The organism is Arthrobacter ulcerisalmonis, from assembly GCF_900609065.1.
GTDB classification, from domain to species: domain Bacteria; phylum Actinomycetota; class Actinomycetes; order Actinomycetales; family Micrococcaceae; genus Arthrobacter; species Arthrobacter ulcerisalmonis.
Genome location: NZ_UXAU01000021.1, coordinates 21,893 through 40,020, shown reverse-complemented (window position 1 = coordinate 40,020; position 18,128 = coordinate 21,893). Strand labels below are relative to the sequence as shown.

Annotated in this window: 19 protein-coding genes and 1 pseudogene; 10 read left to right on the top strand and 10 right to left on the bottom strand. The window is 65.1% G+C overall.

All coding sequences use genetic code 11. The annotated features are described in order from the left end of the window. Positions 1–28 precede the first annotated feature (28 nt). A complete protein-coding gene (locus PSET11_RS07670; protein WP_124091516.1) occupies positions 29–1,075 on the top strand; it encodes an LLM class flavin-dependent oxidoreductase in 1,047 nt (348 codons plus the stop codon). Beyond that, positions 1,072–1,743 carry an NADPH-dependent F420 reductase gene (locus PSET11_RS07665; protein ID WP_345788820.1) on the top strand — a complete coding sequence of 224 codons (672 nt, stop codon included), beginning with the start codon at positions 1,072–1,074 and terminating at the stop codon, positions 1,741–1,743. Before PSET11_RS07670 ends, PSET11_RS07665 begins: the two co-directional genes overlap by 4 nt. Before the next feature lie 128 nt (positions 1,744–1,871). On the opposite strand, the gene PSET11_RS16640 is transcribed toward PSET11_RS07665, so the two are convergent. Then, positions 1,872–2,270, bottom strand: coding sequence for a DUF3060 domain-containing protein (locus PSET11_RS16640; RefSeq protein WP_160118972.1), 399 nt, complete (start codon positions 2,268–2,270; stop codon positions 1,872–1,874). A gap of 22 nt (positions 2,271–2,292) precedes the next feature. On the opposite strand from PSET11_RS16640, the gene PSET11_RS16635 reads away from it, so the two are divergent. The 3 genes from PSET11_RS16635 (at position 2,293) to PSET11_RS07650 (ending at position 4,529) form a co-directional block, all read left to right on the top strand. After that, on the top strand, positions 2,293–2,607 hold the full coding sequence (locus PSET11_RS16635; RefSeq protein WP_160118971.1) for a hypothetical protein: 315 nt from the start codon (positions 2,293–2,295) through the stop codon (positions 2,605–2,607). Positions 2,608–2,724: 117 nt separating this feature from the next. Further along, positions 2,725–3,909: a sensor histidine kinase gene (locus tag PSET11_RS07655; protein ID WP_124091514.1), complete on the top strand. Its 1,185-nt coding sequence runs from the start codon at positions 2,725–2,727 to the stop codon at positions 3,907–3,909. Next, positions 3,906–4,529 (top strand): response regulator, encoded by a 624-nt coding sequence (locus PSET11_RS07650; RefSeq protein WP_124091538.1) that lies wholly within the window; start codon positions 3,906–3,908, stop codon positions 4,527–4,529. Before PSET11_RS07655 ends, PSET11_RS07650 begins: the two co-directional genes overlap by 4 nt. A gap of 48 nt (positions 4,530–4,577) precedes the next feature. Here the strand turns inward: PSET11_RS07650 and map are convergent, their stop codons facing one another. After that, positions 4,578–5,345, bottom strand: coding sequence for a type I methionyl aminopeptidase (gene map / locus PSET11_RS07645; RefSeq protein ID WP_124091513.1), 768 nt, complete (start codon positions 5,343–5,345; stop codon positions 4,578–4,580). A gap of 120 nt (positions 5,346–5,465) precedes the next feature. On the opposite strand from map, the gene PSET11_RS17165 reads away from it, so the two are divergent. Further along, a complete protein-coding gene (locus PSET11_RS17165; protein WP_124091537.1) occupies positions 5,466–5,555 on the top strand; it encodes a type II toxin-antitoxin system prevent-host-death family antitoxin in 90 nt (29 codons plus the stop codon). Between the two features lie 148 nt (positions 5,556–5,703). On the opposite strand, the gene aztA is transcribed toward PSET11_RS17165, so the two are convergent. After that, complete coding sequence (gene aztA, locus PSET11_RS07635; RefSeq protein ID WP_238989080.1) at positions 5,704–6,345, bottom strand: zinc ABC transporter ATP-binding protein AztA; 642 nt, start codon at positions 6,343–6,345, stop codon at positions 5,704–5,706. A gap of 55 nt (positions 6,346–6,400) precedes the next feature. Between aztA and aztB the strand changes: the two genes are divergently transcribed. From aztB to aztD, 4 genes are all read left to right on the top strand, one after another. Continuing rightward, positions 6,401–7,288 carry a zinc ABC transporter permease AztB gene (aztB, locus tag PSET11_RS07630; RefSeq protein ID WP_124091512.1) on the top strand — a complete coding sequence of 296 codons (888 nt, stop codon included), beginning with the start codon at positions 6,401–6,403 and terminating at the stop codon, positions 7,286–7,288. A gap of 2 nt (positions 7,289–7,290) precedes the next feature. Next, the gene (locus PSET11_RS07625) at positions 7,291–8,649 is read left to right on the top strand and encodes an ABC transporter (RefSeq protein WP_203415930.1); all 1,359 of its coding nucleotides are present in this window, start codon (positions 7,291–7,293) and stop codon (positions 8,647–8,649) included. Next, on the top strand, positions 8,646–9,575 hold the full coding sequence (gene aztC, locus PSET11_RS07620) for a zinc ABC transporter substrate-binding protein AztC (protein ID WP_124091511.1): 930 nt from the start codon (positions 8,646–8,648) through the stop codon (positions 9,573–9,575). The genes PSET11_RS07625 and aztC overlap by 4 nt, the downstream gene beginning before the upstream one ends. Before the next feature lie 105 nt (positions 9,576–9,680). Next, positions 9,681–10,907 carry a zinc metallochaperone AztD gene (gene aztD, locus PSET11_RS07615; RefSeq protein ID WP_124091510.1) on the top strand — a complete coding sequence of 409 codons (1,227 nt, stop codon included), beginning with the start codon at positions 9,681–9,683 and terminating at the stop codon, positions 10,905–10,907. A gap of 4 nt (positions 10,908–10,911) precedes the next feature. On the opposite strand, the gene PSET11_RS07610 is transcribed toward aztD, so the two are convergent. From PSET11_RS07610 to PSET11_RS07580, 7 genes and pseudogenes are all read right to left on the bottom strand, one after another. Further along, entirely contained in the window at positions 10,912–11,853 is a 942-nt protein-coding gene (locus PSET11_RS07610; RefSeq protein ID WP_238989079.1) for a hypothetical protein, read from the bottom strand. 93 nt (positions 11,854–11,946) lie between these two features. Further along, positions 11,947–13,146: an N-acetylglucosamine-6-phosphate deacetylase gene (locus PSET11_RS07605; protein WP_124091509.1), complete on the bottom strand. Its 1,200-nt coding sequence runs from the start codon at positions 13,144–13,146 to the stop codon at positions 11,947–11,949. Further along, positions 13,143–13,895 carry a copper homeostasis protein CutC gene (locus PSET11_RS07600; RefSeq protein WP_124091508.1) on the bottom strand — a complete coding sequence of 251 codons (753 nt, stop codon included), beginning with the start codon at positions 13,893–13,895 and terminating at the stop codon, positions 13,143–13,145. The genes PSET11_RS07605 and PSET11_RS07600 overlap by 4 nt, the downstream gene beginning before the upstream one ends. Further along, entirely contained in the window at positions 13,880–14,659 is a 780-nt protein-coding gene (gene nagB, locus PSET11_RS07595; protein ID WP_124091507.1) for a glucosamine-6-phosphate deaminase, read from the bottom strand. The genes PSET11_RS07600 and nagB overlap by 16 nt, the downstream gene beginning before the upstream one ends. Positions 14,660–14,841: 182 nt before the next feature. Beyond that, the gene (locus PSET11_RS07590) at positions 14,842–15,615 is read right to left on the bottom strand and encodes a GntR family transcriptional regulator (protein ID WP_238989078.1); all 774 of its coding nucleotides are present in this window, start codon (positions 15,613–15,615) and stop codon (positions 14,842–14,844) included. 193 nt (positions 15,616–15,808) lie between these two features. Next, positions 15,809–17,289, bottom strand: a pseudogene (locus PSET11_RS07585) (cation:dicarboxylate symporter family transporter). 124 nt (positions 17,290–17,413) lie between these two features. Then, positions 17,414–18,022, bottom strand: coding sequence for an AAA family ATPase (locus tag PSET11_RS07580; RefSeq protein ID WP_124091505.1), 609 nt, complete (start codon positions 18,020–18,022; stop codon positions 17,414–17,416). Positions 18,023–18,128 lie beyond the last annotated feature (106 nt).

Sequence of the window (18,128 nt, the reverse complement as noted above, 5' to 3'; positions counted from 1 at the left end):
TGTCAACCAAAAGAGAAGGAAGCACACAATGCAGGATCTCGAATTCGGCCTCGATACCTTCGGTGATCTCCCGGAGACCGACGCTGGAACCATGGCCTCCCATCCAGAAGCGATCCGCCAGGTGCTGGCCGAGGCCGTCATGGCTGACCAAGTGGGCGTGGACGTCTTTGCCGTGGGCGAGCACCACCGGCCCGATTTCTCCGTCTCATCACCTGAAACCGTGCTGGCAGGCATTGCCACCGTGACCAACCGCATCCGCCTCAGCTCTGGCGTGACCGTGCTGAGCTCCGATGATCCGGTGCGTGTTTTCCAGCGGTTCGCCACCGTGGATGCGCTCTCGAATGGCCGTGCGGAGATCATTCTGGGCCGCGGCTCGTTCACGGAATCCTTACCGCTGTTCGGCTACGACATGGCTGACTACGAGACGCTGTTCGAAGAAAAGATTGAACTTTTCGCTGAATTGCTGAAAGAAAAACCCGTCACCTGGTCCGGGACCATGCGGCCAGCCCTCCATGAGGCAGATGTCTTCCCCAAAACCGAATCTGGCAGCCTGCCTACCTGGGTGGGCGTGGGCGGCTCGCCCCAGTCGGTCATCCGGACCGCCAAATACGGCCTGCCCATGATGCTGGCCATTATTGGCGGCAGCCCCGAACGCTTCGCCCCGTACGTGGACCTCTACCGGAAGGCCGCTGGCCAGTTCGGCACCACCGTACATCCGGTGGGCATGCACTCGCCGGGCTTCATCGCGGACAGCGACCAGGAAGCCCGCGAGATCTACTACCCGCGCTACAAGGTCATGCGCGACAGGATTGGCGCTACCCGTGGCTGGCCGCCCCTGACGCGCCGCGAATTCGACCAGGAAGTGGAACATGGTTCCCTCTACGTCGGCTCGCCCAGCACTGTGGCCAAGCGGATCGCTGCCGCCATCAAGGCCTTGAACGTTGGCCGCTTCGACCTCATCTACGGCGGTGGCCCCACCCCCGTCAGCGCCCGCCTCCGTGCCGTGGAGCTCTACGGCAAAGAGGTCATCCCCATGGTGCGGGACATCCTGGGCCGGCCGGGCGACGCAGCGTGACGGACTCCGCAATGGGACGTCCGACGACGGTTGGCATCCTGGGTGCCGGCAAGGTGGGTACCGTGCTGGCCCGGTTGGCCGTGGCCGCCGGGTACCGGGTCCTCGTCGCCGCGTCGGGGGATCCGGCCGCGATTGCGCTGACCATCGAGGTCTTGGCCCCGGGGGCCGAAGCCGTCACGGCAGGGCGCGCGGCTGCGGAGGCCGACGTCGTCATTCTTGCTTTGCCGCTGGGCAAATACCGCAGCATCCCAGCAGACCAGTTGGTGGGCAAAGTGGTGGTGGATGCCATGAATTACTGGTGGGAGGTTGACGGACTGCGCGACGATCTTGCGCAACCGGAGGCCAGCACCAGTGAGCTGGTCCAAGAGTTCTTGGCCGCATCGGTGCTGGTCAAGGCCTTCAATCACATGGGTTACCACGACATGAATGACGAACCACGGCCTGCCGGAACGCCTGGCCGGAAGGCTATTGCCGTGGCAGGCGATCGTGCCGACGCCCGAGCCCTGGTGGCTGACCTGGTCAACGATCTGGGCTTCGATCCGGTGGATCTCGGTGCGCTGAGTGCCGGCAAAATTCTGGAACCGGGTCACTACCTCTTCGGCGCCAACGTCTCTGCTGCCGATTTGCGCGCCATCGCGGACCGGTCGTTGGAGTCGAATGTTGCATAGGCCATGTTTGCAGGCCTTGCCCCGGGGCTAGGGTTCTGGCGTGATCACACCCTCTTGCGGGACACCGATCTGGGTGTGCTGATGCCTTGGGTGAACCTGGTGCACCACACCGTTCTTTCGCTGCCTAGCTATTCGGGAACGACGCTGTTTCCTTCGCCGTCTACGTCGGAGTCGGGAGCTGTGCCCTGGTAGGTCACGGTGTTGGCGCCGCCACTGATTTTGACGGTGACGATGTTGGCTGAGGCCACCGTATTGCCGATCCCGGTAATACTGACTGTGCCCAATCCGAAGGCTTTCAGGGTGTTGGCCCCGGCCTGGGGCTCGGCCGTGCTGGTGATGATTGCCGAATCGATTTGGCCCCCGGACAGATCGTTGCCGATACCGTCGATTAAAACCGACCCGATGTCCGACGCCCGCACGCTGTTGGCGTTTCCGGTGATTTCAATGGACTCGCAGCGCCCGGAGACATTTACGGAGGCGCCAATGGTCTCAATAACGATCTTTCCGCCCTGGCACGTGAGATTCACTTCTGACGCCGAGGATTTCACCGTGTTTGTTGCTCCAGCCTTGACCACCGCTGCCGCCGGATTCAAGGACGGAATCGCAATGCTGGCACTCGAAGTGCTTGGCGGAGTCGAAGCGGTCGGGGTGCTGGGGGTAGCCGATGACGTTGCGGGAGTGGCCGGCGTTGCTTCGGGGCTGCGCGACGTTTCAGTTGTTTGGGATGTGGTTGGAGCGCCTACCGGAGCACCGCCGGTGCCGCATGCTGTCAAAGCGAACAAGCCGACGGTTCCGAGTAGGGCAAACGAGCTGAGCGGTCGGGGACGAGTATTCATGATGGACCTCTTTGTTGATCGTGCTTGATGATCGCGCTATTGCATTATCAGCTTTGCCGCCCTGAATCGGTTTGTCATGACGGAAATACTGCTGTCGGCATTTCTGCCGACAGGCAGTACCTACTGCGTGGGCCACAATTGGAGCATGCAGAATGATGCACTGTTAGAGGGCCAGCCCGAACCGGCGCTGCTACGGACGCAGTTCCTGCGGCTGCTTGCCGCCTTGCGGTTCGGACAGGTGCTGATTTGGCCGGTTGGTTTGCTTTTCGGGCTGGGACTCGGTGTGCAGCACATGCCACTTGCCCTGGCCGGATATCTGGTACAGGCGCTCTGGTCGGTTGTCTGGGTGACCATGACGCTCAGCAGGCGAGGTGTACCGTCTTGGTCGGTGTGGTTCGATCTGGGCATTTCCGCGGCTGCCGCGGTGGTGGCGGGGCTGTCCTGCTATCCACAGGACGCCTTGAGTTGGTCAAATTTTGCCATTCCGCCTGCCCTCGGATGCGTCGTGACGGTGGCATTGCTCTTTCCGCTACGGAAGTTGCCGATTGCGTTCGCAGTGCTGATTCTCGGTATTGCTGTGGGCTCGAGCGTTGGGATGCTGCAAAACACCCAGGTGGTTTTGTCCTTCTTCTCGACGGCGCTGCTTTTGGTGGTGGTGGGTGTCGTCGCCGGTGTTACTGGTCAACGCCTGCAAACCCAAGCGACATCCTTGGCAAAGCTGACCCAGGAGATGCAGGCTGCGGTGGCGTGGCGGGAATCCGAGGAACGGCAGAACGCCGAGCGAGCCAAGCAATACCGCACCCTGCATGACACCGTACTGTCCACACTGAGCGCTTTGGCCAGGGGGACCTTGGACGCGTCCGATCCGGACGTTCAAAGTCGTTGCGCGGCCGACGCTGAGTACCTGCGGTCCATCATCTCGTCCGCAGACCGATCGGCCGCCAACCAACTGCAGGGCGAGTTGGCCGCCGTCGGACGCACCCAGGCCGTTTTGGGCGTGCGGGTCCATCAACACGTTGCCGAGCTGCCAACCATGCTCCCCGAAGAGGTGGTTTTTGCGGTTCGGGATGCCTGCCGCGAAGCGCTCAACAACGTGGTGAAGCACTCCGGAGAATCTGAAGCCTGGATCACCGGGGTGGGTGGTGACCGTCCCGGGTCCGTGGTGGTCTCAGTGACCGATCGCGGCAGGGGCTTCGACCCGATAGCAACCCCGCCAGGGCTGGGCCTCCGCCAGTCCATCGCTGCGCGGATGACCGAAGTGGGTGGCGTCGCCGTGATCGACAGCAGCCCGGGGCAGGGCACCAGCGTGGAACTGATGTGGCCCAAATGACCGTGGTGAGGATTGCCGCGATAGACGACGACCGGATGCTGCTGCAAGGCTTGCAAGCCTGGTTGGCGCCATCGCAGGAGGTCGAATTGGTGCTGACGGTGGGAACCGTGGCGGAGTTCCTGGACCGGGCAGAGCATGTTCAGGTGGTGCTTTTGGACCTCAACCTGCGCGACGGCAGCACGCCAAGTGAGAACGTACGGCATGTGCTGGAAACTGGCGCGGTGGTGCTGGTGGTATCCACTATTCCGGACCAGGAGCATGTATTAGCCACCCTGGAAGCAGGGGCGGCCGGATACATCACCAAAGATAACGATCTACCCACTCTGGTGGATTCCATCCTGGCCGCCGCCCGCGGAGAGCTGGTGGTGAGTCCGGAACTTGCTTTCCTGCTCAGCACCGACAGCAGACCGCAGCGGCCCCGTCTCTCCGCGCAGGAGGCCTTGGTCTTGCGCACCTATGCTTCCGGGGCAACCTTGGCTGCCACGGCGAGGAAAGCCGGGATCGCCTACGGCACGGCCAGGGAGTATCTGGAACGGGTGAAACGGAAGTACACCGAGGCCGGGTGGCCTACCAGAACAAAATTGGAACTCGTGGAAAGGGTAAGGGAAGAAGGACTGTAGCAAAAGCTGACCAGAGTCACCGGCCGGACCGCACGTCCTGGGCGCGGACTACTTGGCCAGCGTGAGGATTTCCGCGCCGCTGGCCGAGATCGCCACCGTGTGTTCGCTGTGCGCAGTGCGGCAACCTGTGGCGCTGCGGAGCGTCCAACCGTCCGCGTCTGTCACGAGTTTGTCAGTGTCCACCATGGCCCACGGCTCAATGGCCAGCAGCAGTCCGGCCTGCAGCTTGTAGCCGCGGCCCGGACGGCCCATGTTGGGAATGTGCGGATCCTGGTGCATGGTGGAGCCCACGCCGTGGCCGCCAAACTCGGTGTTGATGGGGTAGCCGGCGTCGCGGAGGACGGCGCCGATTGCATAGGAGATGTTGCCCATCTTGACGCCGGGCTCGGCTACCGCGATCGCTGCAGCGAGCGCCCGTTCGGTTGCGTCGATGAGTGCCAGATCTTCGGCCGAGGCGGTTCCCACGACAAAGCTGATGGCTGAGTCTGCAACAATCCCGGCCTTCGAGATGGCCAGGTCAAGCGTGAGCAGATCGCCATCGGCCAAGGCGTAGTCGTGGGGGAGGCCGTGCAGCACCGCGTCATTGACCGACGTGCAGATGTAGTGGCCAAACGGGCCGCGGCCAAAAGCTGGCGCGTAATTCACGTAGCAAGACTCTGCCCCAGCGGCCTGCATCATGGATTTCGCCCAGCCATCGATCTCCAGCAAGTTGGTGCCCACCGTGCTGCGTTCCTTGATGGTCTGCAAGATGGTTGCCACCAGCGCGCCAGTGTCGCGGCCGCGTGCTATCTCGGCCTGGTTCAGAATCTCGATCATGGGGCATCTCCCTGCGTACAGCCAACAAAGTTCGAGTGATCCTGGCGCTGGGGCGACCCATGCCCGGCCAGTTCGTCACAGTTTCCACCATAGCCGCCGGATGCCCCGAACTCCGTCACTATCGGGGCCTTCCGCGAACACTTGCCAGACCTCGTTAATAAAGCGAATTATGGTCACGAACGTGTGCAGATTACCCGCCACGGAGGATGACGGCCACCGTGTAAGTCTGGCCGAGCTGCAAGCCGAACTCTAAACGTGGGCTACACGGCGGGGCGGAACTTACTCACCATTAGCTTGGGCGGCCGACGGTGAGAAAGGTAGCTCTTGGGCGCGGTCGTTGTCTCCTGGCGCTTGCGCTTTAATCGACCCGTCGGCCGCCGCCGAGCATCACCACAGCGTCTGCCGCCGCGATCGCCTCCGGATCGTGGCTGACGCAGACGACGGCGGCACCCCGGTCCGCTTCTGCCTGCAGGATGGTGCGGGTACGGTCGCGACTCTCGGCGTCGAGCCCGGTGGCAGGTTCGTCGAGTAAAAAAATCCTCGCCTGCCGGGCCAGGCCTTGCGCGATCAAGGCCCGCTGGCGCTGTCCACCGGATAGCTCGGTGAAGGGGCGGTTGGCGAGATCCGCGAGGCGCACCCGCTCCAGTGCTTCGGCGATCCTGGCGCGCCGGTCGGACCGGCTCAACGTCACCCGGCCCCGCTTTCGCGTTCCCCAGGTACCCATCGCGACCGCGTCGGCCACGGTGAGAGGCAGGGTGTCGGGCGCCGCGATGCGTTGGACCACCAACGCGACCTCATCGGCCCGGTCCACTGAACCGCTGGCGGGCTTGCGGACTCCCGCGAGCAACTCGAGCAGGGTGGATTTGCCCGCCCCGTTGGCCCCGGCAATGGCCGTGACGGTACCCCAGGTGAGGTCCACGTCCACGTCGGTCAACACGGTTTGTTGGCCGAAGCTGAAGTGGAGGCCGCGGGCCTGCAGGGCAGTTTCGGAAGTGAGCACGAGTCAGTCTAAGCCTTTTTGATAATGAATCTCAATTAGATGTACGGTGGGGTCCGTGCATTGGCTGATAGACCCCTTTACCGCTGACTTCTTCCTCCGGGCCCTCCTCGGCGGCGCCCTCGTCGCGCTCATTTGCGGCCTCGTAGGAACCTGGGTGGTCATCCGTGGCATGGCATTCCTTGGTGAGGCGATCGGCCATGGCATGCTGCCCGGCGTCGCGCTTGCCACGGTGGCGGGTGCACCGGTGATCGTAGGCGGCGCGGTCAGCGCCATCGCCATGAGCGCCCTGATCAGCCTCCTGCAACGCCGCGGCCGGCTCTCCTACGACACCAGCATTGGCCTGCTCTTCGTGGCCATGCTCTCGCTCGGCGTCATCATCGTCTCCTCCTCGCGCTCCTTCGCCACGGACGCCACAGCAATGCTTTTCGGCGACATTTTGGCCATTGACGACGCCGACCTGCTGGGTCTCCTGGGCGCAGCGGCGGTTGCGCTGCTGGTGGTGGTGACCCTGCATCGCAGTTTCGTTGCCGCGGCCTTCGACCCGCGGATCGCGACGGCGTTGGGGCTCCGGCCACAGCTCGCCCAGGTGGCGCTGGTGGGCCTGGTGACCCTCGCCGTGGTGGCCTCCTACCAGGCCGTGGGGTCGCTGCTGGTGGTGGGTTTGCTGTTGGCGCCCGCCGTCGCCGCCGGTCCGTGGACCCGCAGTATCCCCCTGCGCATGGCCGTTGCTGCCGCCTTCGGAATCCTTGCGGTACTGCTGGGCCTGTTGTGCTCCTGGTATGCGGGAACGGCCGCTGGGGCATCGATTGCCGCCGCTGCCATTGCCCTCGCTGCAGTCTCCGGGCTGGCGGCCCAGGTGAGCCGTCGCCGGGCGGCAGCAACCTCGCCCGCCGATGCCTCCAGCCTCGTTTCTGCCCGCCCCATGTCCCTCCCCGGAAAGTAGCAATGAAACTCAGCAGTTCACAGTCCACCGGCCAGCCCGCCAATGCCGCGCGGGATCCCCGCCAATTCTTTTCCCGCCGTCCACTTTCGGGTGTTGTCTTGACCGGTGCCATCGTCACCTGCACCGTCTTGGCCGGGTGCGGCAGTCCCGCGGCAGAGCCGGGCACTGCGGCGTCCAGCACCGCGGCGGGCACAGAATCGGGCGAAGCCGACGCCTCGTCCGGGCACGGCCAGATCACCGGCGCAGCTGAGGTTGCCGAACCGCAGCTCCACCTCGTGGGGGTGGATGCCAGCGGAAACACCAGCATGCTGGACCTCCTCAACGGCACCGAAACCAACCTGGGCGCAGTCCAGCCAGCCACCGGAGTAAGCACCGACGGACGGTACGTCTTCGCCGCCAACAGTTCCGGCGTCGACATCCTCGACAGCGGCGCCTGGACCTGGGACCACGTGGACCACTTCCACTACTACCGCGCGGAGCCAAAAATGCTGGGCCGGGTTGAGGGTGCCGGGACCGCCACCGTGGCCACCGGCCCGCTTTCCACAGCGGGCAGCACGGGACTCTTCTTCCCAGACACGGGAACGGCCGTCCTGCTTGAGAACTCCGCGCTATCGGAGGGCCGGATCGCGGAGTCGCTGCGCCTCGACGTCGAGCCCCACCAGGGCATCATTGCTCCGCTGGGAACCGGCGCGCTGGTGACCGCGGCCGCCGGGGCATCCGAGGGTGGCAACGACGGCAAAGCGGCACGGGTTCGCGCCGTTGATGCCACCGGCAAGGAACTCGCCGCCACGCCGTGCCCCGATGCGGCAGGCACCATCACCACCAGGGTGGGCGTGGTGATCGGCTGCGCCGATGGTGCGGTGCTCGCCACCCTCGACGGCGATACTCCCGTCCTGACGCGCATCCCGTATCCAGCCGATGCATCCGCCGCGCCCGCCACCGCCTTCGACGCGCGAAAAGGTCGGCCCACCGTTGCCGGCCGCGGCACCGATGCCGGGCTGTGGCTGCTCAACACCCGGCAGCGCAGCTGGGAGTGGCTGCCCACCGAGACGCCGCTGCTGGCCGGAACAGCAGTGGACGACGCCGATAAGCACGTGGTTGCGGTCGGTACCGACGGCACAGTCCAGGTTTATGACGCCGGCACCAAGGAGCGGATCGCCAGCACCGGACCGGTGCTGGCCGCGTCCCTCGCCAACCCCGACGCTGGCAAGATCACCCTGACCGTCGACGCCCAGCGCGCCTACGTCAGCTCGCCCGCGGAGGGAGTGGTTTACGAGATCGACTACGCAGACAACGCCCGGGTGGCCCGAACGCTGCAGCTGCCCACCCGCCCGGTCCACCTCGTGGAGACGGGGAGATGAAGCGGCTCAGGCCGGTCGCCACCGCTCTGCTGCTCCTGGGGCTCGCCAGCGCACCCCTGACAGGCTGTGCCCAGAGCGCAGGTTCCCCTGCCACTAAGCCGACCGTGGTGGTCACCACCAACATTCTGGGGGATGTGACTCAGCAGGTTTTGGGTGACCAGGTGGACGTGGTCACGCTGATGCAGCCCAACGCTGACCCGCACTCGTTTGAAATCTCGGCCCAGCAGGCAGCCCAGATGGGCCGCGCGGACCTGCTGGTCTCCAACGGGCTGGGCCTGGAGGAGGGGCTGCAACAACACCTCGATCGGGCCACCGCCGCCGGTGCGCCTGCGCTGGTGGCAGGCGAGGTGATCGACGTCGTGCCCTACGCTGCCGGCGACGCCGAGGGAACGCCTGATCCGCACTTTTGGACCGACCCCGCCGGCGTGATCGACGTCGTCGACGCACTGGAAAAGGTTGCGCTCAGCATTGATGGAATCGATGCCGGGAAGCTGGCCGCAAGCGCCGCGGCGTACCGCACCGAACTTCAGGATCTGGATGCGGACATGGCGACGGCGTTTGCCGCCATCCCTGCCGAACGTCGCGCCCTGGTGACCAATCACCATGTTTTTGGTTACCTGGCGAAACGGTTCGACTTCCGCGTGGTTGGCGCAGTGATTCCCGGCGGCACCACACTGGCTGCGCCCAGTGCCGCGGACCTGCGCCACCTCAGCAAGGCGATCCGCGAGGCCGGCGTGCCCACCATCTTCGCCGAATCGTCCCAGCCTGACCGGCTGGTACAGGTGCTGGCCAGTGAGGCGGGCGTGGACGTCAAAGTAGCGGCGCTCTTCACCGAATCGCTGACCGAACCCGGCGGCGGCGCGGACACCTACCTGGCCATGATGCGCGCTAACACTGAGCGGATCGTCCAGGGCTTGACTGCCTGACGTCCGCGTCTGCGCCAACGCCGAACCACCACGAACTTCGCACCACACCAGTCCTTGCACCCCGACAAACCCTGCACCACAACAGACTCCGCACCACAACAGAAAATGAGGATCCACATGTTTCGCCAACAAAAAGCCCGACTGGGTGGAATCGCCGCCCTGGCCGGTTTCACCCTCCTGCTCTCGGCCTGCGCCACCCCAGCGGGGGCACCCAGCTCGAGCCCCGCTGCATCAGAGTCAGCCGGTTCGGCAATCACCGGTGGCCGGATCGCCGTCTCCTACCCCGGCGGAATCAGCGTGCTGGATGGAACCAGCCTGGCCGTCGTCGAGAAGTTCCCGTCCGAGGAGTTCACCCGGCTCAACGCGGCCGGAGACGGCCGGCACGTGTTCGTGACCACCTCCGCGGGCTTCCAGCTGCTGGACACCGTCACCCCCAAGCTCACCGACCTGGTGGTGGACGCGTCAGCAGCGGGGCATGTGGTGCGGCATGCCGGGAACACGGTGCTCTTCGATGATGGAACGGGTAAAACCACCATCCTGGACAGCACGGCGCTGGGCAATTCCGGGGCCACCCTGCCGGAAACCCGCACCTACACTGCGCCCGCACCGCATCACGGCGTGTCCATTGTGCTCTCCGACGGCAAGCTCCTGACCACGGTGGGGGACAAGAAGTCGCGGAGCGGCGCGGTGGCACTGGAACCCCACGACGGTCACTGGGACGAAGTAGCGCAAAGCAGCGACTGCCCCGGCATTCACGGTGAAGGCACGGCGGCCGATGAAGCCGTGATCTTCGGCTGCGAAAACGGTGCGCTGCTGTTCCATCACGGGAAGTTCGAAAAGTTCACCGCCCCGGACACCTATGGCCGGATGGGGAACGCCTTCGTATCGGAGACCAGCCCCATTGTGGTGGGCGACTACAAGAATGATCCGGATGCGGAAGGCTACCTGCTGAACTCCGTGGCCTTGATTGACACGGAAAAGCACACCTACAACGTGGTGAAACTGCCAGACACGGTCCAGTACACCTTCCGTGACATTGCCCGTGGTCCGGGGGAGTTGGCCTACATCCTCTCCACCGATGGTTCCATCCACGTGTTGGATCCAAAGGACGGGAAGATCGTCAACGAGTTCCCGGTGATTGCACCGTGGCAGGGACCCACCGAGTGGCAGGACGCGCACCCGGCCATCGTGGTCAACGGCAACACCGGCTACGTCACCGAGCCCGGTTCCAAGACCGTGCACGCCGTGGACCTGACCACCGGCAAGGTCTCCGCCTCAGCGGAACTGGACGTGGTGCCGAACGAAATCGCCATCACCTTGGGCGGGCACTAAAGCCCTACTCCTGCGGGTCCGTAACCAGCTCCGGCTGGTTGCGGGCCCGCCGGTATACGGCCAGGCCGATGGTGCCGGCAAGCCCAATCGCAAGCGCCACGACCACTGACAGTGCCGCACCTCCCGCCGGACCCGAGGACGCAGCGAAGATCTGCCGGAACGCCAGCAGCATCTCCTCAAGGTCGCCAAGCAGGACGCGGGTTCCCAGGACATAGTTCACAGAGATGAAAAGCGCGGGGACGAGCCACAACAACACCAGATTCAGCACCCACACCACGGCGCGGCCGGCCGGCTTCACCCCGCACCAAGCCAACGCCAAACCCACCAGGACTGCGGGCAGCCAGCGCCAGAGCGTCAACAGATGCTCGGGCATCCCGGTGGGCCCCATCAGGTTTGCCACCCCGTAGGCCAACCAGGAGACGAACGGCACGGCCATCAGGCCAACGCCCAAGGTGGCCACAGCCCGGGACTGGGCTGCGAGCATGAACAGTGCCACCACCCCCGCAATCACGGACGCGGCCGTGCCCAGCAACAGCCCGGCGCTGTAGAGCTCGGACTGCGATCCGGGCGTCAACCCGGCATTCACAACCGCGAAAGACTGAGCTGCCGCGACAATCTGGACCAGGACGAAACCGGTAGCTGCCAGCGCGAGGCCGAGCCGCCGTCGTACGGGCCGCCAGATCCGAAAAACGCCGCCGGCCAGCGCGCCGCCGGTGGCAATCAGCGCCACGATGGTGGTGGTTTCGTATTGGCTGAGCGGGAGGAGCGCCAGGGGCATGCTGTCCGGGCTGACGTCCGTGGCCCAGAGATTCTGCAGGGCGAGCCGGCCGCCGGTCAGGAGCCAGGGCGCCAGGCCGATGATGCCCGCGGCGAGTCCCACCACGAGGGCGAGCAATGCGTCGCGGGTGGGGTGCAGTGGCGCGATGGGCCGTTCGATGGAGTCCACGAGAAACCTTTGGTCGCTGAATCGGCGCCGGCGGGACGGCTGGGCGCATCCGGCAATACTACAGCGATTGGACGAACCCAGCCCTGCGAGCACCTACCGCAGTTCTGCCACCCACTCGCCGCGCCGCAGAACGCCTTCGAGGACGAGGTCCGGGTTGGTGATGACGACGTCGGCCGGCATCCCCGCGCGCAGGTCACCGGCAGTTTTGGTAAGACCCAGCACCGAGGCCGGCACCGAGGTGGCCGATATCACCGCGTCCGCCAGCGACACGCCCGCAGACACTGCCGAGCCGACCACGTCCAGCAACGTCGCCGTCCCGCCAGCGATCGCGCCGGTGGTATCCAACCGGGCAACGCCCTGGTCCACCGTGACGCCAAGCGGACCCAACATGTACTGCCCGTCCTGCAACCCGGTGGCGGCCATGGAATCAGTCACCAAGACGATATTCTGAGCCCCCACCAGGTCAAACACCAGCTTCACGGTCTGCGATGCCAGATGCACGCCGTCGGCAATCAGCTCCACCACCGCCTTCCCGGCCCGCGCAGCGTCCAAGCTCGCCGCAATCGGCCCGGGGGCGCGGTGGTGCAGGCTGGGCATCGCGTTGAACAGATGCGTCACGGTGGGTTTGGTGCGGTCCTGCCCAGCGGGTGAGGCAGCCGCCAAGCCAGCCGCTGCCCGCGCAAGGAACGCCGAAGCTTTCTCTGTCTCGGCCGCAGTATGGCCCAGCGATGGGATGACGCCGTGCTCCGTCAGCAGGTCCACCAGCCCATCAGCCCCAGGCAGTTCCGCGGCTACGGTCATCGATGCCAACGACGTTCCAGCAGCAGCCAGCAACGAGGTTGTGTAGTCCAGGTCCGGCGCGCGCAGGAGGCTGGGTTCGTGGGCGCCACACTGGTGCGAGGACAGGAACGGCCCCTCCAGGTGCGAGCCCGCGATCACCCCCCGGTCGGCCAGATCCCGCAAAACGTGCAGGCTGCGGAGGGTCTGCTCCGCCGGCCCGGTGACCACACTGGCCAGGAGTGTGGTGGTGCCGCGGCTGTGCAGGTACTTGGCGGCGGCTGTGGAACCTGCCACGGATCCCTCGGCAAAGTCGGACCCCACCGCGCCGTGGCAGTGCAAGTCCACCAGGCCGGGCAGCAGGATGCGGTCGGGTTGGGCTGGTCCGGCCTCGCCCGTGAAGTCCGACGCCGGACCGGCAAAGGTGATCACGCCGTCCGCCACCGCGATGATGCCGTCAGCCACGGTCAGGCTCGCGGACACGATCCGTCCGCGTAGGGTCTGGTGCGTGGTCACGATACAGGTCCTCCGAGGGTCAAGGCTGTTGCAATGCTGCGGGCAAATGCCAGGTCGGGCTGGTCGGTGCGAGCGGCACCGAGTCCCCGCGGCCGCGCGGACGTGTGGACGGCATGGACGCCGGAGCGCACCAACGCTGGAACGATCTCCGGCGTCACCCCGCCGCCGGCCATGACCTGAACCGACGGAGCGTGCTCCCGACCCAAGGCCACCAGTTCACCCAACGTGGCTAGACCGGCAGCGCAGTCGGTGGCTCCACCGCTGGTCAGGACTCGGTCAACGCCTGATTCCGCCAGCCGCCGCAAAGCCTCCGCGGCGTCGAACCCGCTTGCCAGCACAGTGTCGAACGCGCGATGGAACGTGACCTCGGCAGCCGGATACTGCTCCCGGGCCGCCGCAGCAAGCCGACGGGTGGCACGGACGTCAGGACCGCCGTCGGCCGCTATCACGCCGACCACGATCCCTACGGCACCTGCACGGATCACGGCCACCACATCTCGCTCCAGGACATCGAATTCCGCCGCCGAATAGGTGAAATCGCCGGACCGCGGACGGACCAGGACGTGCACGGGAAGCCCGATCTCGCAGGCCTGTGCCACGGTGCCGATGCTGGGCGTGATCCCCTCCGTTTCGGAGAGGGCTGCGCACAATTCCACCCGGGCTGCGCCAACGGAGGCGGCCAACCGGACTCCGGAAACGCCCTCGACAGCGAGTTCCAGGACCGGAACAGTCGCTAGAGGCCCTGCCATTCCGGCTTCCGTCCGAACGTGTCGCGGTAGTAGTCCTGGTGCGTCAGCTTCGAGGCAGCGGCCTCGTCCACCAGCACCGTGACGTGCGGGTGCAGTTGCAGTACCGACGCCGGGCATAGTGCAGCCAGCGGACCCTCGACGGCGGCCGCAATGGCTTCCGCCTTTGACTCACCCATGGCGAGCAGCAGCAGGTGGCGGGCCTGGCGGATGGTGCCCAGGCCTTGGGTGAGGACGTGGTCCGGGACGTCGTCGATGCTGTCGAAGAAGCGGGCGTTGTCCTCCTTGGTCTGCTGGGTCAGCGTCTTGATCCGGGTGCGGGAGGCGAGCGAGGACATTGGCTCGTTGAAGCCCACATGCCCATCGGTGCCGATGCCCAGGATCTGGATGTCCACGCCGCCTGCTGCGGCGATGGCGGCGTCATACTGTGCTGCCTCGGCCTCCGGATCGGTGGCCATCCCGTTCAGGCCGTGCACGGCGTCGGCGGCGAAATCAACGCTGGCCGTGAATTCGTCCCGGATCACTGAGTGGTAGGACTGCGGGTGCTCGGTGGGCAGTCCCACGTACTCGTCCAGGAGGAAGGCCTGCGTCTGGCCGAAGCTCAGGCCGCCGTCCCGGTGACGGGCGATCAGTTCTTCGTACGTTCCCAGCGGGGTGGACCCGGTGGCGAGGCCCAGGACGGACGGGCCGCGGCGGACCTGCTGCTCGATAGCGTCGGCGGCCTTACGGGCCACATCGGCGGGGGTGGGGAGGATGACGATTTCCATGCGTTGGAGCTTCTTTCAGGATGGCGTGGCGGGGTTGTTTCGCGGGTTTGGGACCAACAACTCACTGAAACCGGTTCTGTCTGGTTATAACCAGTTCAGTTTCCAGCAGGAAGCTGCACCCTGTCAACAGGTCAGCCTGTGACGAAAGCCCCTGCTGCGAGTGCTGGCGGTGGGCGGGTGCGCTAAAGCCGGACTTCCATATTGAGGGAGTAGCGGTCGGAGCGGTACCAGGACCGTGACTGCTCGATCGCCAACGAGCCAGACCAGGAAACTCGGTGGAACGCCAGCACCGGCGCTCCGGTTCCGGTGCCCAGAAGCGCCCCGATATCCGGTGGGGCGCCTTCGGCCCGAACGCTTTGCCTGGCCCTGTCGATCTGGTGGCCAAATCGGGTGGCCAGCGCCTTGTACACGGAGCTGGTGAGGTCGATCTCGAGGAGTTCGGGGGCGTATTCGGGGTTGTACCAAGCATCGTCAACGCTGACGGGCCTGCCGTCCGCCAGCCGGAGTCTGCGCAGGTGGAAGCCATCTGCGCCCGGTGCCAGGCTCAAATCTGCGGCTACGTGGTCTGGGGCCGCGGCGCGTTCTGCCATTAGGACCACCGTGCTGGGAACGTGCCCCATTGCCTCCATTTCCTGCGTGAAAGAGGCCAGGTGCAGGTTGGACTGGACGGGCGAATCCGCCACAAACGTGCCCTTGGCGGGAACGCGGACCAGGTGCCCCTCGTTGACCAGGCGGCCAATCGCCGCGCGCACCGTGATCCGGCTGACGCCATAGGAGTCCATCAGCGTGCGCTCGCTGGGAAGCCTGGCGCCGGGCTGCAGCTCATCCTTGGCCAGCCGCAGGATGATGAGTCGGAGCTGCTCGTGCTTGGGGACCTGCGAGTTGTGGATGGTGGTCACGCCACTGGGGGCGGCTGGTGCGGTACCAACCGAGCCGGTGTTCAGGGGATTCGCCACGTCAGTTCCTCGCCAAGATGGTTAGGTCCGGTTCGGACCACTCCCTCGGATTATCCCACACTGTGCCTGAGCGGAACCTTCTTAGACGGCCCTGCCCCGCTTGAGCGGCCCTGGCCAAGGCAGCTCAAGCGGGGCAGGGCCGCTCGTGCGAGATAAGACGTGCGCGAGTCCGCGGGGCGGGGAGGTGCGCGTCCTAGTGGGCGGAGGTGTCGTCCCGAGCCGACTTGCTCATCTGGAACTGCGGGATTTCCTCGGGGTGCGGTCCGCCGCGGAACTTCGGTGACGGGTCCTGGCCCTCGCTCAGGCGCTGGATTTCCTGGCCTTCGAAGACCTCTTCCTTGCCGAGCATGATGGCGGAGTCATGGTTGGTGATCTCGCCATTGAAGGCCCGCAGCATCACGCTGCGATCAAACTGGCCCTCCCACTTGGACACTACGAACGTTGCCACGCAGTTGCCCAGGAGGTTGACCACCACCCGCATGGAGTCCATCAGGCGGTCGGCACCCAGCAGGAGTGCTACGCCGGCGACTGGGAAGATGCCCAGGGCTGCTGCCGTGGCGGACAGTGCCAGGAATGATGAGCCGGGGACTCCTGCCATGCCCTTGGAGGTAAGGAGCAGGACACCCAGGGCGGCCAACTGCTGGCCAAGGTCCAGGTTGTGTCCAAACGCCTGTGCCAAGAATAGCAGCGAGATGGAAAGGTAGATGGCGGCGCCATCCAGGTTGAACGAGTAGCCCGTGGGAACAACCAGGCCAGTGGTGGCCCGGGAGCAGTCGGCATTGGTCAGCTTGGTCATGATGCGGGGCATAACGGCTTCGGTGGAAGCTGTGCCCAGGGCGAGGAGGAACTCTTCGCGGGTGTACCTGAGGAAGTGCCACAGGGGTACGCGGGCAAAGCCCCATGCCACCAGGAACAGCAGGCCGATGAAGACGATCGCAGCGCCATAACAGGCGGCGATCAGCATGGCGTAGGTACTGAGGGTGCTCAGCCCGTATTGGCCAATGATGAAGGCCATGGCTCCAAAAGCGCCGATCGGGGCAACCCGCATGATCCAGGACATGATCTTGAAGATGAGCTCGAGGACGGTCTCCATCAAGCTGATGACCGGCATGCAGCGATCGCGGCCGATGACCACAATCGCGGCGCCAAAGAAGACGGAGAAGAAGAGCACCTGAAGCAGGCTGTTGTTGGCAAAGGCGCCGATGACGCTGGCCGGGATGACGTCCAGGATGAAGGAGGACGCATCTTTCGGGGTTGCGGCCCCGGTCTTTGCGTCCACGTCGGCCTGGGAAAGCGTTGACGGATCGATGTTGAGTCCGGCCCCGGGCTGGACGATGTTGCCTACAATGAGGCCGAAAACGAGGGCAAAGAGTGTTGCTGCAGTGAAGTAAAGAAGGGCTTTGACGCCAACCCGTCCAACCGCCTTGACGTCGCCAACGGCTGAAATTCCGGTCACAATCACCAGGAAAATCAGCGGCGCGATGATCATTTTGATGAGTTTGATGAAGCCATCACCCAGCGGCCTCAGCTGTGAACCAAGGTCCGGCCAGAAATGCCCAATGAGCACACCTGCCACGACGGCGATCAGAATCTGGAAGAAGAGCGACTTGTACAGGGGCTTCTTCTTCGCGGACGCCGACTCGCCTTCAGCGCCTCAGGGTTGGGGATCTTCATTGACCTTTGCCTATCAATTTGAGGACAGCACCCGGAGTCGGGGGCATTGCCTAAAAGTAACCCCGATCACACTAGTTCCACAAGGGGAAATTGAGTTTCCGCATTGCGGAATAGAAGCCGCCGATTATGACTGGCCGGTGTTTGACATTGACCCACACGGAAGGGTGGCCAGGCTGCAGGTGACCTCGAGAAGTTGCCGGGCTGTGTCCGCAGGCGTGCCGTTGGCGTCCACGGTCACGAAACTGACGAACCCGGCGAGATTGCGGTAGCCCTCGCGGAACGCAATGAGGTCGGCCAGGGACTCCTGGTCCGTTCCGCGCGCCAGGATCCGCTGGTGTGCGGCGCCCGGGTCAACGTCAAAATGGACGACGGCGGCTGGCTGGGGCAGTGCGCGCAGCAGCCAGGGCAGGAAGCGGCCAGGCCGGAATCCCTTGGTGTGGCGGAGGGCCAGTTGGCAGTGCAGGTGCCGGTCCATGATGACGACGCCGGTGAAGCGGCTGGCGCGGAAATGGGAGATCAGGACGTTCCCCACGCGGAGGGTAGTTTCCACGGCGTCGGCAAGCCGTGGCGGGATGCTGATTCCCAACCGGGCTGCTGCGACGGACATGGTGCGGCGGCCTGCGTGGTTGTTCAGAATCAGGGCTGAACCACCGCCAGCTGCGATGTGGTCAGCCAGGGCGCGGGCGGCTGTGGACTTGCCGGATCCGTCGATTCCTGTCAGGACAATGATCATGTGGCCTCCTTCCGCCATCGCGTTTAACGCTGGCAGCGGCGGAAGTGTCCCGACTGAGTCGCAACTCACAGCTCCTGCCCAGCGCCGATGTAGGGAGCTGCGCAGG